Origin of the sequence: Sulfitobacter delicatus (genome assembly GCF_900102535.1) — a bacterium.
GTDB lineage: Bacteria > Pseudomonadota > Alphaproteobacteria > Rhodobacterales > Rhodobacteraceae > Sulfitobacter > Sulfitobacter delicatus.
The window spans coordinates 120,714-133,280 of the sequence record NZ_FNBP01000002.1 but is presented as its reverse complement, the minus strand read 5'-3'; the positions used below and the strand labels follow the sequence as shown (position 1 = coordinate 133,280).

The following is a 12,567-nucleotide window of genomic DNA, read 5'->3' as shown; positions in this document are numbered from 1 at the left end:
GACCCCCCGAAGTATTTGGAACCAGAAAGAGATGAAAAGGGTAGAGCATGTTTGACACGATCCTGATTGCGAACCGGGGTGAGATTGCTTGCCGGGTAATGGAAACGGCGCAGGCCATGGGGGTGCGCTGTGTGGCGGTCTATTCCGATGCGGATGCGGGCGCGAAACATGTCGCCATGGCGGATGCCGCTGTGCATATCGGCGGCTCGGCTCCGGCGGAAAGTTATCTGAAAGGCGATGTGATCATTCAGGCGGCGCTCGACAGTGGCGCGCAGGCGATCCATCCGGGCTATGGGTTTTTGAGCGAGAACCCGGATTTTGTGGAGGCGGTTGAGGCGGCGGGGTTGGTCTTTGTCGGGCCTTCGGCCAAGGCCATTCGGGCGATGGGGCTGAAGGATGCGGCCAAGGCGCTGATGGTCGAGGCGGGCGTGCCGGTGGTGCCGGGCTATCACGGGGCGGATCAGGATGATGCGTTGCTGGCCCGTGAGGCGGAGAAGATTGGCTATCCGGTGCTCATTAAGGCCGTCGCGGGCGGCGGCGGTAAGGGGATGCGTTTGGTCGAGAAGGCCGGGAGCTTTCAGGAAGCGCTGGACTCGGCACGGTCGGAGGCCAAGACCGCTTTTGGCAATTCCGATGTGCTGGTCGAGAAATTCGTGACCAAGCCTCGCCATATCGAGGTGCAGGTCTTTGGCGATGGGACCCATGCGGTGCATCTGTTTGAGCGGGATTGTTCCTTGCAACGCCGCCACCAGAAGGTGATCGAAGAGGCCCCCGCGCCGGGCATGACCGAAGCGATGCGCAGCGCCATGGGCGAGGCGGCGGTGCGCGCGGCGGAGGCGATTGGCTATGCCGGGGCCGGGACGGTGGAATTCATCGTCGATAGCTCGGGCGGGCTGAGCGCTGATGGCTTCTTCTTTATGGAGATGAACACGCGTTTGCAGGTGGAGCATCCGGTGACGGAACTGGTCACCGGCGTCGATCTGGTGGAGTGGCAGTTGCGCGTGGCGGCGGGCGAAGCCTTGCCGAAGCAACAGGATGAGCTGACCATCGAGGGCCATGCCTTTGAGGCGCGGCTCTATGCCGAGGACGTGCCGAAGGGGTTTTTGCCCGCCACCGGGACGCTGACGCATCTCTCGTTCACGCCCCAAACCCGCGCCGACAGTGGCGTGCGGGCGGGCGATACGATCAGCCCCTTCTACGATCCGATGATCGCCAAGGTGATCGTGCATGGGCCGACGCGGGACGTGGCGTTGTCGCGGCTGCGGGCGGCCTTGAAGGGCTGCGAAGTGGGGGGCACGGTGACGAACCTTGCCTTCCTCGGCGCGCTGGCGGGGCATGCGGGTTTTGCCAAGGGCGATGTCGATACCGGCCTGATTGCGCGCGATATTGACGCGCTGACCGCGCAGCCCGCGGTGCCCGGGCGGCATTTTGCGCTGGCGGGGATGGCGGCGCTTGGGCTGCTGGACCCTGCGGCGGAGGCAGGGTTCAACCTTTGGCGGCCGTTGCGGCGGCAGGTGATGCTGGGCCGGGACGGCGAAGAGTATTTGCTGAAGGTGCGGGTGCTGTCGGAAGACGTGCAGCTTTGGACCGTGGGCGACAGCGAAGTGCGCGCCGAGCGGATCGGTGGGCGTTGGAAGGTCGACGGCCATGTGGCGCCGACGGTCTCGGTCGCGGGTGACGTGGTCACGGTCTTTGATGCCTATGGCATTGCCTTTGATGTGATCGACCCGCTGGCAAAGGCGGCGGCGGCGCATGGCGATGGCAATATCGTCGAGGCGCCGATGCCGGGGCTGGTGCGTGCGATTGATGCCGAAGTGGGCCAGAGGGTGACCAAGGGCGACCGCTTGGCAGTGCTTGAGGCGATGAAGATGGAGCATTCCTTGCTCGCCGCCCGCGATGGGGTGGTGGCCGAGGTGCTGGCACAGCCGGGCGATCAGGTCGAGGCTGGGGCAGCACTTGTGCGGCTGGAGGCTGAGGCAGAAGCATGATCACGCTACACCATTGCCCGCAGACCCGCTCGATGCGCACGCTTTGGCTGCTGCATGAGCTTGATGATGTCGAATTTCAGGTCAAGATGCATGCCTTTGACCGCAGCCTGCGCGACCCGGAGTATCTGGTGCTCTCGCCCGCGGGCCGGGTGCCGGCGTTGGAGATTGACGGCGAGCGGATGTTCGAAACCGGGGCGATCACGCAGTATCTCTGCGAGCGCTATAGTCCGGACCGGATGGGCCGCTCGGTGGGCAGCCCGGACCGGATGGCGTGGCTGGTTTGGGTGCATTTTGCCGAGACCATCAGCCAACATGCGGCGGCGCTGACCCAGCAGCATATCGCCCTGCGCGAGGATGCCATGCGCAGCCCGATCGTGATGAAGCTTGAGGCGGCGCGGATTGGCAAATGTTACGACGCGCTTGAGGCGCGGCTCTCGACACCGCTTGAAAACCGCGATTACCTGCTGACCTCTGGGTTTTCCGCCGCCGATATCTCGGTCGGCCAAGCGGTTTATATGGCGCGACATTTCGTGAAATTGGATGACCACCCATCGGTTGCGGCGTGGTATGAACGGATCACGGAACGCGAAAGCTTTGCGCAGGCCTTGCCCGAGGAGGGGCGGCTCTATGCGCAGGATTTCTATGCGCCTTGGCCGGTGGACTAAGCCGGGCGGCGGGACCAACATGAATGGGGAGAGCGGCCAATGAGCCTTGGACATTGTGAGATTTTCGAAGTCGGACCACGCGACGGGTTGCAGAACGAAAAGCGGGAGATTCCGGTTTCCGAGAAGGTGGCGCTGGTCGACAAGCTGAGCGAAGCCGGGTTCCGCCGCATCGAATGCGCCAGTTTCGTAAGCCCCAAATGGGTGCCGCAGATGGCGGGGTCGGGTGAGGTCTTGGCCGGGATCAACCGTGCCGAAGGGGTGCGCTATGCCGCGCTGACGCCGAATATGTACGGCTATGAGGACGCGGTGAAGGCCAAGGCCGATGAGATCGCGATCTTCGCCTCGGCCTCCGAAGGGTTCAGCAAGAAGAACATCAACGCCAGCATCGAAGAGGCTTTCGCGCGCTTTGCGCCGATCCTCGAAGAGGCGCGGCACATCGACATGCCGGTGCGGGGCTATGTCTCTTGCGTCGTGGAATGCCCCTATGATGGCAAGGTCGATCCGGGCGAGGTGGCGCGGGTGGCGGACAAGCTCTTTGCGATGGGCTGCTATGAGGTCTCGCTGGGCGACACGATTGGCGCGGGCACGCCCGACACCATCGCGCGGATGCTGCTGGCAGTGCGCGATGTGGTGCCGGTGGGGCGTCTGGCGGGGCATTACCACGACACCCATGGCCGGGCGATGGCGAATATCGATGCCTCTCTTTCGATGGGCGTGCGGGTCTTTGATGCGGCGGTTGGTGGTCTGGGCGGTTGTCCCTATGCGCCGGGAGCGGCGGGCAATGTCGCGACCGAGGCGGTGAACGCACATCTGACGGATCTGGGCTATGACACCGGGGTGGATCAAACGGTGGTCGAAGAGGCCGCCGAAATGGCACGGGCGATGCGAGGCTAACTATGTACGAGACTTTGACGATCGAGACCGACGCGCGCGGGGTGGCGACGCTTACCCTGAACCGTCCAGAGAAACACAACGCGATGTCGGCACAGATGCTGGCGGACTTGACGGATACGGCGGGCAAGTTGGCCGCAGACGATGCGGTGCGTGTCGTGGTGCTGACCGGGGCGGGCAAGTCATTCTGCGCGGGCGGTGATCTGGGCTGGATGCGCGATCAGGCGGATATGGATGCCGAAACGCGCTCGGCTGAGGCAGGCAAGCTGGCCACCATGCTGGGGGCGCTGAACGCCCTGCCGAAGCCGGTGATCGGCAAGCTGCAGGGCAATGCCTTTGGCGGCGGGGTTGGCATGGCCTCGGTCTGTGACGTGGCCGTGGGCGTGGATAGCCTCAAGATGGGCTTTACCGAGACCCGGCTGGGCATCATCCCCGCGACCATCGGGCCTTACGTCTTGGCACGGATGGGCGAGGGGCGCGCGCGGCGGGTCTTTATGTCGGCGCGGCTGTTTGATGCGGCGGAAGCGGTCGATCTGGGGCTGCTGGCCCGTGCCGTTCCGGCAGATGAGTTGGACGCGGCGGTAGAGGCCGAAGTCGTGCCCTATCTGTCCTGCGCGCCGGGTGCCGTTGCGGCCGCCAAAAAACTCGCGCAGGACTTGGGCGGAATCGCTACGCCCGCAGCCGTAAAACTATCCATCGACGCCCTCGCGGCCCGTTGGGAAACTGAAGAGGCCGCCGAGGGAATCGGCGCCTTTTTCGACAAGCGCAAGGCGGCTTGGGTGATCTAACGTCAGACCTGCGTGAATTGATCGTATTGAACGGGGCAGGGCGGCAATATGCGGCCTTGGCCCGTTGACCCTACCCACCGGCAGAGTTAAACCCGTTTCAAGTTTGTCTGCGCGGGGCTCGGACCCCTTTCGACTGCCGCGCACCGCGAAAGGAGCATCCCCTTGGACGACATGCTGCGGGAATACCTGCCCATCCTCGTTTTTCTGGCCGTTGCCATCGGCTTGGGCCTTGTGCTGATCCTCGCCGCTGTGGTGGTGGCTGTGCGCAACCCTGACCCGGAAAAGGTCTCGGCCTATGAATGCGGGTTCAACGCTTTTGACGACGCGCGAATGAAGTTCGACGTGCGTTTCTATCTGGTGTCGATCCTCTTTATCATCTTCGATTTGGAAATTGCCTTCCTCTTCCCTTGGGCCGTGGCCTTTAAGGAAATCAGCATGGTCGGTTTCTGGTCCATGATGGTGTTCTTGGGCGTGCTGACGGCGGGCTTCGCCTATGAATGGAAAAAGGGAGCGCTGGAATGGCAGTAAAGGATGACGGTCTGGTCACCCCAGTCGTGGGTGACGGCTACCAGAGCCCACGTGTCAAATCCGGGGCCTCTGCGCCGGAAGCTTACGGCCAGTACGGCGCGGGGCCTGACCCTGAGGTGGCCACCCAAACCCTGAATGCAGAGCTGCAGGACAAGGGTTTCTTGGTGACGTCGACCGAGGACATCATCAACTGGGCGCGCACCGGCTCGCTGCACTGGATGACCTTTGGTCTGGCCTGCTGCGCGGTTGAAATGATGCACAGTTCCATGCCGCGCTATGATCTTGAGCGCTTTGGCACGGCACCGCGTGCAAGCCCGCGCCAGTCTGACCTGATGATCGTGGCAGGCACGCTAACCAATAAAATGGCCCCGGCGCTGCGCAAGGTTTATGACCAGATGCCTGAGCCGCGCTATGTGATCTCCATGGGGTCCTGTGCCAATGGCGGGGGCTATTATCACTACAGCTACTCGGTGGTGCGCGGCTGTGATCGGATCGTGCCGGTGGACATCTATGTGCCCGGCTGCCCGCCCACGGCGGAAGCGCTGCTTTACGGGATCTTGCAGCTGCAACGTAAGATCCGCCGCACCGGGACGATTGTGCGTTAAGCTATAGCCTGCGCCCTTAGCGGCGCGGGCGAGACAGACAACGCGCCGGATGCGCGACAGACAGATGGCGTTGATCGGCGCGTGGAAGGAAGATTTGCGATGAGCGAACAACTGCAGGAACTTGGGGCCTATATCGAAGCCAAACGGCCCGATTGTGTGCTCGGCTGGGATGTCACCAAGGGTGAGCTGAACATGAATGTGGCGCTGGCCAATGTGGCCGGGCTGGTGGAATTCCTGCGCAGCGACCCGACCTGCCGCTTCTCGACCCTCGTGGACATTACGGCTGTTGACTATCCGGGCCGGGCCAAGCGGTTCGACGTGGTCTACCACTTCCTGTCGATGTACCAAAACCACCGCATCCGCCTGCGTGCCACGGCCCGCGAAAAGGACATGGTGCCCTCGCTGACCTCCGTGCACCCCAGTGCCGATTGGTTCGAGCGTGAGATTTTCGACATGTTCGGCATTCTGTTTTCCGGCCACCCCGACCTGCGCCGTATCCTCACGGACTACGGCTTCCGCGGCCATCCGCTGCGCAAGGATTTCCCGACCACCGGCTATACCGAAGTGCGCTATGACGAAGCCGCCAAACGTGTGGTCTATGAGCCTGTGAGCCTCGTTCAGGAGTATCGCCAGTTCGACTTCATGTCGCCCTGGGAAGGGGCGGATTACATCCTGCCCGGTGACGACAAAGCGGCCCCCGACGGCCACGTGAGCAAGGACGCGAAGTAATGGGCGGGCTTGGCTGGCTGATCCTCTCTGCGCTGACCGCCATCCCGATGGTCAAGCTCCTGCCGTTCTTCGGCATCAACAAATACTGGGCGGCGGCCTGTCTGATCCCGCTGGGCACGATTGCCCTGCTGTGGTGGATGGGTATGAAGCTGCAAGAACTGGAGAAACGGTAATGGACGGCGACATTCGCACAAAAGCCTTTGACGACGGGTCGACCGACTTTGAGTCCGGCGAGCAGAAGATCCGCAACTTCAACATCAACTTCGGCCCGCAACACCCTGCTGCACACGGTGTTTTGCGGCTGGTGCTGGAGCTTGATGGCGAAGTCGTAGAGCGGTGCGATCCGCATATCGGCCTGCTGCACCGTGGCACCGAAAAGCTGATGGAAAGCCGGACGTATCTGCAGAACCTGCCGTATTTCGACCGGCTCGATTACGTTGCTCCAATGAACCAAGAGCATGCTTGGTGTCTGGCGATTGAAAAGCTGACCGACACGGCCGTGCCCCGTCGCGCTTCGCTGATCCGGGTGCTCTTCTCTGAGATCGGGCGCATTCTGAACCACCTGCTCAACATCACCACGCAGGCGCTGGACGTCGGCGCGCTCACCCCGCCGCTGTGGGGTTTTGAAGAGCGTGAAAGCTTGATGATCTTCTACGAACGGGCCTGCGGCGCACGTCTGCACGCGGCCTACTTCCGCCCTGGTGGTGTGCACCAAGACCTTCCGCCCGCGCTGCTTGATGACATCGAAGCGTGGTGTGCGCAGTTCCTGACCAAATTCATGGTCGATATTGACGAATTGCTGACCGAGAACCGGATTTTCAAACAGCGTAACGTCGACATCGGTGTCGTGACCGAGCAGGACATTCTCGACTATGGCTTTAGCGGCGTCATGGTGCGCGGCTCGGGCTTTGCGTGGGACTTGCGCCGTGCGCAACCCTACGAATGCTATGACGAATTCGACTTCCAGATCCCCGTGGGCAAGAACGGCGACTGTTTTGACCGTTACCTCTGCCGCATGGAAGAGATGCGCCAGTCGACCTACATCATCCAGCAGGCGATTGAAAAGCTGCGCGCCCCCGAAGGGCAGGGCGATATCCTCGCCCGTGGCAAGATCACACCGCCCTCGCGCACCGCGATGAAGACCGACATGGAAAGCCTGATCCACCACTTTAAGCTTTACACCGAAGGCTTCCACGTGCCTGCGGGCGAAGTCTACTGCGCGGTCGAAGCGCCCAAGGGTGAGTTCGGCGTCTTCCTCGTCGCGGACGGGTCCAACAAACCCTACCGCGCCAAAATCCGTGCGCCGGGTTTCTTGCACCTGCAGGCGATGGACCACATTGCCACCGGTCACCAACTGGCCGACGTGGCCGCAATCATCGGGACGATGGACGTCGTCTTTGGAGAGATTGACCGGTGAGACCTGTCCTGCTCCTTCTCGCAGCGCTTGTAGCACTGCCGCTGCCCGCATCGGCAGATGCGTCCAACCCGTGGCCTGCGGTGGATCGCTTTTTGCAGATGAATGGATGCAGGATTAGCGAGGCCCAGCTTGTCGATGTGTTGCGTGCAGAAGGCGTCGATACCTGGACCATCAATATCATGGTTACCAATTACGCAAAGCGGGACACGGTAACCTTTGACAATCAGACCGGCACTTACCGTGTCACGAATACTGGGATTTGCACTTAATGCTCCGCCGTCTACACCCCGACCAGCCCGAGACTTTTGCCTTCACGCCTGAGAACCAGAAATGGGCCGAAGCGCAAATCACCAAATACCCCGAAGGCCGTCAGGCCAGCGCGATCATTCCGCTGCTGTGGCGTGCGCAGGAGCAAGAGGGCTGGCTGACCCGTCCGGCGATTGAGCATGTTTCGGAAATGCTGGGCATGGCCTATATCCGCGGGCTGGAAGTGGCGACATTCTACTTTATGTTCCAGCTGCAACCTGTTGGTTCTGTTGCACATATTCAGGTTTGCGGCACTACGTCCTGCATGATCTGCGGGGCCGAGGACTTGGTCGCCGTCTGCAAAGAACGCATCGCAGCCCGTCCGCATGAGCTGTCGGCTGATGGGCGGTTCTCTTGGGAAGAGGTCGAGTGTCTGGGTGCCTGTTCCAACGCCCCGATGGCGCAGGTCGGCAAGGACTACTACGAAGACCTGACCACCGCGCGTCTGAATGAAATTCTGGACGATCTGGCCAATGGGACCGTGCCGGTGCCGGGCCCGCAGAACGGGCGTTATGCTTCGGAGCCTTTGTCCGGGCTGACTAGCCTGACGGACCATGAGAGCGGGCGTAAACAGTATAACGCCAGCGCGCAATTGGCGGTGGATATTGGCGACACGGTCAAGCGGATCGACGGCAGCGAAGTGCCATTGCTGACGCCTTGGCAGTCCCAGCCCGATGCGCCGCAGCCCGAGCCGATTGAAGAGGTCGAAGCCGAAGAGCCGCGTCCGGCAGAGGGCGAGCCTGCGGATAAGACCGGTGTGTCCGAGCAGGAGGCCGAGGCCGTTTCCAAAAGCAAACCGCGCTCGAAACGTGATCCCAAAGGCGAGACCGCCGATGCTGCTGCCGCCGAGACGAAAACGCCGCGCACGCCGGGCAACAAGCCTGCCCAGTTGGACGGTCCGCGTGAGACGGGCGCCGATGATCTGAAAAAGATCAAAGGCGTCGGGCCAAAGCTGGAGCAGATGCTCAATGGCATGGGCTTTTATCATTTTGACCAGATCGCCAAATGGGGCCCGGATGAGGTCGCTTGGGTCGATCAGAACCTCGAAGGCTTCAAAGGCCGGGTCAGCCGCGACAATTGGGTAGAACAGGCCGGGAGGCTTGCCAAAGAATAACGGAGATTTCGCAACGGGCAGCCACAGACGGCGCCACTAACCAGCCGCATCGCCCGCAATTAGGGAGAAAACGATAGCTATGACACAGATTTCGGAACGAGAGGCCTGTACCAAGCGCAGCTGGTACATGGGCGGTGGCATCGGCTTGCTGGTGGCTTTCCTGATGCTCGCCTTTGGCGGCTCTGGGCTGATCAAAGCGATCGTTGTAGGCGCGCTGGTGGCGGTGATTGCGGGCTATCTCTTGATGACATTCCTTTGCAAGGACGCACCTGCTGACGCGCCGCAGGACAACACCCGCAGCGCAGCAGCGGCATCGACCGCCGCCGCACCCACGGCCTCGGGCAGCGTATCGTCCGCTACGGGCACTGTTCCAGCCGGGGATGCCGGGATTGGTGCTGCCGAACGTTCGAGCGGCCCGGTGACGCCGAAAGGCGACGAGCCGAGCGACGCTGGAGCGACCGCGCCGGTTGCCGACACGGCGGCTGTGGCCGAAGACGCGCCAGCACCGAAACCTGAAACCACACCCGTCGCTGAAACGGCGGAGACGCCAGTTGCGGATACAGCGACAGTTGAAGACCGGGAAGCGCCGAAGGCGTCTACGGCGTCTGTTGATGAGGCTGCGGATGATGCCTCTGCCACAGACGACTTGCCATCGACAAAGCCGACGACTTTGCCAGAACAGGACGTGCACAGCGCCGCCACGGCTTCGTTGGACGAAACTGCGGAGGAAGCGCTCGTTGACGACGGGCCAGCTGCCGCACCCACCACGCCGCCTGCGCCAACGCCTGCATCTGACAAGAGCGCGCCGGTAACGGAAGAAAAGCCGCCGCTGCTCGACGGCCCCCGCGCCGAAGGGGCGGATGACCTCAAACGGATCGGCGGCATTGGCCCGAAAATGGAACAGACGCTCAACGACTTGGGTATCTATCACTTCGACCAACTTGCCGAACTGAGCGACGACGAGATCGCATGGGTCGATTCCCGTCTTCGCTTTAAGGGCCGGATCGAGCGGGACAACTGGGTCGGGCAGGCCAAGGCTCTCGCCGACGCCAGCGAATCCCAGAGCTAACGGGGTCGCGTAGAACAAATGAGCGAAGCCGAAGACAGAGCGCTTGCCCGCAAGGGCCGCACCGCAGGACTGGTCATTGCCGTGACCATGACCCTTTGGGTACTCGTGCAAATGGCCGCCCCCGCGATCGGGTTGCCGGGCCGTTACGCGCTGCTCTTCGACTTCGCTGCCCTCGCCGCGCTAATCTGGGCGCTGGTCGTGATTTATCAAATGTGGCAGGCCCGCCGGGCCAGCCGTGAGAACCAAAGGTAGGCATCATGCTTCAGGACAAAGACCGCATTTTTACCAATATCTACGGCATGCATGACCGCACCCTGAAAGGCGCGCAATCGCGGGGCCATTGGGATGGAACTGCCGGGATCATCGAAAAGGGCCGCGACTGGATCGTGGACCAGATGAAGGCGTCGGGCCTGCGCGGCCGGGGCGGGGCGGGTTTCCCGACGGGGCTCAAGTGGTCCTTCATGCCCAAGGAAAGCGATGGCCGCCCGTCCTATCTGGTGGTCAATGCCGATGAATCCGAGCCGGGCACCTGCAAAGACCGCGAGATCATGCGCCACGATCCGCACACGCTGATCGAAGGCTGCCTGATCGCCAGTTTCGCGATGAACGCGCACGCCTGCTACATCTACCTGCGCGGCGAATACATCCGCGAGCGTGAGGCGCTGCAACTAGCGATCGATGAGGCCTATGAGGCCGGGCTGGTGGGTAAGAACGCCTCCAAATCCGGCTGGGACTTTGACATTTACTTGCACCACGGCGCGGGCGCTTATATCTGCGGCGAAGAGACCGCCCTTTTGGAAAGCCTCGAAGGCAAAAAAGGCATGCCCCGGATGAAGCCGCCATTCCCGGCGGGTGCGGGCCTTTATGGCTGCCCGACCACAGTGAACAACGTGGAATCCATCGCTGTGGTCCCGACCATCCTGCGCCGTGGGCCAGAATGGTTCGCGGGCTTTGGCCGGGCCAACAACGCGGGCACCAAGCTCTTTGCGATCTCGGGCCACGTCAACAACCCTTGTGTTGTTGAAGAGGCGATGAGCATTGGCTTTGAAGAGTTGATCGAGAAACATTGCGGCGGCATTCGCGGCGGTTGGGACAACCTCAAGGCCGTGATCCCCGGCGGCTCTTCGGTGCCGCTGATCCCGGGCAAAGACATGCGCGATGCGATTATGGATTTTGACTATCTGCGCGAGCAACGGTCGGGCCTTGGCACCGCGGCGGTGATCGTGATGGACAACTCGACCGACGTCATCAAAGCGATCTGGCGGCTGTCGAAGTTCTACAAACACGAAAGCTGTGGCCAGTGTACGCCCTGCCGCGAAGGCACCGGCTGGATGATGCGGGTGATGGACCGTCTGGTGACTGGCGATGCTGAGCCTGAAGAGATCGACATGCTGCTCGACGTGACCAAACAGGTCGAAGGCCACACGATCTGCGCGCTCGGCGATGCAGCGGCTTGGCCGATCCAAGGTCTGATCCGTCACTTCCGGGACGAGATCGAAGACCGTATCAAGCACAAGCGCACCGGGCGCGTCAGCGCGGTGGCGGCGGAGTAACCCATGACCGCAGCGCAGTCCGATCTGGTTGGCGCGGCCTTTGAGATGGCTTTGGCCGCGCATGGGCGTCAGACGGATCGGGCAGGGCAGCTCTATATCGGGCATGTGGCGCGTGTAACGGCGCGGTTGGACAACCCAAGGGATCAGGTTGTCGCGCTGTTGCACGACGTGGTCGAAGATACGGATGTGACGTTGGACGAGATCGCCGCGCGTTTTGGGGAAGGGGTCGCTCATTCGGTAGGCTGCCTGACACACCCTGAGAATGAGGCGCTCGAAGACTACATTGCCCGCGTCGCGTCGGACGACTGTGCGGTGCGGGTGAAACTGGCCGATTTGGACGACAACGATGACGATGCGCGGCTGGCGCTCTTGCCTGAGGAGACACGGGTGCGGCTGAAGGAGAAATACCGCCGTTCGCGTGTGCTTTTGGAGCAAGCGCGGGGATAGGCGGGGTCGCGGCATGGCTTGACCATCGCGGCGACAATAGCGATAGCAGACGCGCATTTGACGCGGATGATTTGGAACAGGCGTCAGGGCTAAGCCCCATGCGCAGCGGAGTGACGTTATGAAATTTGCTTTGACGATTTTGACGGTTGGGACGCTGCTGGCGGGCTGCGCGAATGACAGTAAGCGTACGGCTTTTGACGGCCATTTCTTCCGCGCCAAAGTGAGCAAGGTCGATGGCCAGCGCGATGTCTTTCAAGTCCGCGTGAAAGATGCGGCACAATCCATCGACGGCGCCCGCGCGGCGGCGCGTTATGAGGCGACCAAATACTGTGTCGGTCTTTACGGAAACTCCGATATTATCTGGACGCTCGGTCCCGACGCGCCTGCCTCTGCTTTGCGGATGGATGGCGGGGCGCTGACCTTTCAAGGCCGCTGCCCGCAGTGATCCAATCGGCGACATATCGCGG

Annotated in this window: 15 protein-coding genes; all 15 read left to right on the top strand. The window is 62.1% G+C overall.

What is annotated here, in order from left to right:
* The first annotated feature begins 47 nt into the window (after positions 1-47).
* The 15 genes from BLS57_RS03945 (at position 48) to BLS57_RS03875 (ending at position 12,545) form a co-directional block, all read left to right on the top strand.
* Positions 48-1,988, top strand: coding sequence for an acetyl/propionyl/methylcrotonyl-CoA carboxylase subunit alpha (locus BLS57_RS03945; RefSeq protein ID WP_093739425.1), 1,941 nt, complete (start codon positions 48-50; stop codon positions 1,986-1,988).
* Positions 1,985-2,653, top strand: a complete 669-nt coding sequence (locus BLS57_RS03940) for a glutathione S-transferase family protein (RefSeq protein ID WP_093739423.1) — start codon at positions 1,985-1,987, stop codon at positions 2,651-2,653. The genes BLS57_RS03945 and BLS57_RS03940 overlap by 4 nt, the downstream gene beginning before the upstream one ends.
* A gap of 39 nt (positions 2,654-2,692) precedes the next feature.
* The gene (locus BLS57_RS03935) at positions 2,693-3,547 is read left to right on the top strand and encodes a hydroxymethylglutaryl-CoA lyase (RefSeq protein WP_093739421.1); all 855 of its coding nucleotides are present in this window, start codon (positions 2,693-2,695) and stop codon (positions 3,545-3,547) included.
* Between the two features lie 2 nt (positions 3,548-3,549).
* Positions 3,550-4,332 (top strand): crotonase/enoyl-CoA hydratase family protein, encoded by a 783-nt coding sequence (locus tag BLS57_RS03930; protein ID WP_093739419.1) that lies wholly within the window; start codon positions 3,550-3,552, stop codon positions 4,330-4,332.
* A gap of 162 nt (positions 4,333-4,494) precedes the next feature.
* A complete protein-coding gene (locus BLS57_RS03925; RefSeq protein WP_093739417.1) occupies positions 4,495-4,860 on the top strand; it encodes an NADH-quinone oxidoreductase subunit A in 366 nt (121 codons plus the stop codon).
* Positions 4,851-5,465 (top strand): NuoB/complex I 20 kDa subunit family protein, encoded by a 615-nt coding sequence (locus tag BLS57_RS03920; protein WP_244153590.1) that lies wholly within the window; start codon positions 4,851-4,853, stop codon positions 5,463-5,465. The genes BLS57_RS03925 and BLS57_RS03920 overlap by 10 nt, the downstream gene beginning before the upstream one ends.
* 99 nt (positions 5,466-5,564) lie before the next feature.
* A complete protein-coding gene (locus tag BLS57_RS03915; protein WP_093739415.1) occupies positions 5,565-6,194 on the top strand; it encodes an NADH-quinone oxidoreductase subunit C in 630 nt (209 codons plus the stop codon).
* Positions 6,194-6,367 carry a hypothetical protein gene (locus BLS57_RS19700; protein WP_162931847.1) on the top strand — a complete coding sequence of 58 codons (174 nt, stop codon included), beginning with the start codon at positions 6,194-6,196 and terminating at the stop codon, positions 6,365-6,367. The genes BLS57_RS03915 and BLS57_RS19700 overlap by 1 nt, the downstream gene beginning before the upstream one ends.
* Positions 6,367-7,611: an NADH-quinone oxidoreductase subunit D gene (locus BLS57_RS03910; protein WP_093739413.1), complete on the top strand. Its 1,245-nt coding sequence runs from the start codon at positions 6,367-6,369 to the stop codon at positions 7,609-7,611. Before BLS57_RS19700 ends, BLS57_RS03910 begins: the two co-directional genes overlap by 1 nt.
* A 268-nt stretch (positions 7,612-7,879) precedes the next feature.
* Complete coding sequence (locus BLS57_RS03900) at positions 7,880-9,031, top strand: NADH-quinone oxidoreductase subunit E (RefSeq protein WP_093739409.1); 1,152 nt, start codon at positions 7,880-7,882, stop codon at positions 9,029-9,031.
* 79 nt (positions 9,032-9,110) lie between these two features.
* Positions 9,111-10,100: an NADH-quinone oxidoreductase subunit E gene (locus tag BLS57_RS19570; protein WP_139186609.1), complete on the top strand. Its 990-nt coding sequence runs from the start codon at positions 9,111-9,113 to the stop codon at positions 10,098-10,100.
* A gap of 18 nt (positions 10,101-10,118) precedes the next feature.
* Positions 10,119-10,352, top strand: a complete 234-nt coding sequence (locus BLS57_RS03890) for a DUF5337 domain-containing protein (RefSeq protein WP_093739407.1) — start codon at positions 10,119-10,121, stop codon at positions 10,350-10,352.
* A 5-nt stretch (positions 10,353-10,357) separates the two neighbouring features.
* Positions 10,358-11,653: an NADH-quinone oxidoreductase subunit NuoF gene (gene nuoF / locus BLS57_RS03885; RefSeq protein WP_093739405.1), complete on the top strand. Its 1,296-nt coding sequence runs from the start codon at positions 10,358-10,360 to the stop codon at positions 11,651-11,653.
* 3 nt (positions 11,654-11,656) lie between these two features.
* Entirely contained in the window at positions 11,657-12,100 is a 444-nt protein-coding gene (locus tag BLS57_RS03880; RefSeq protein WP_093739403.1) for an HD domain-containing protein, read from the top strand.
* A gap of 118 nt (positions 12,101-12,218) precedes the next feature.
* Positions 12,219-12,545, top strand: coding sequence for a hypothetical protein (locus BLS57_RS03875; protein ID WP_093739401.1), 327 nt, complete (start codon positions 12,219-12,221; stop codon positions 12,543-12,545).
* Positions 12,546-12,567: the final 22 nt, after the last annotated feature.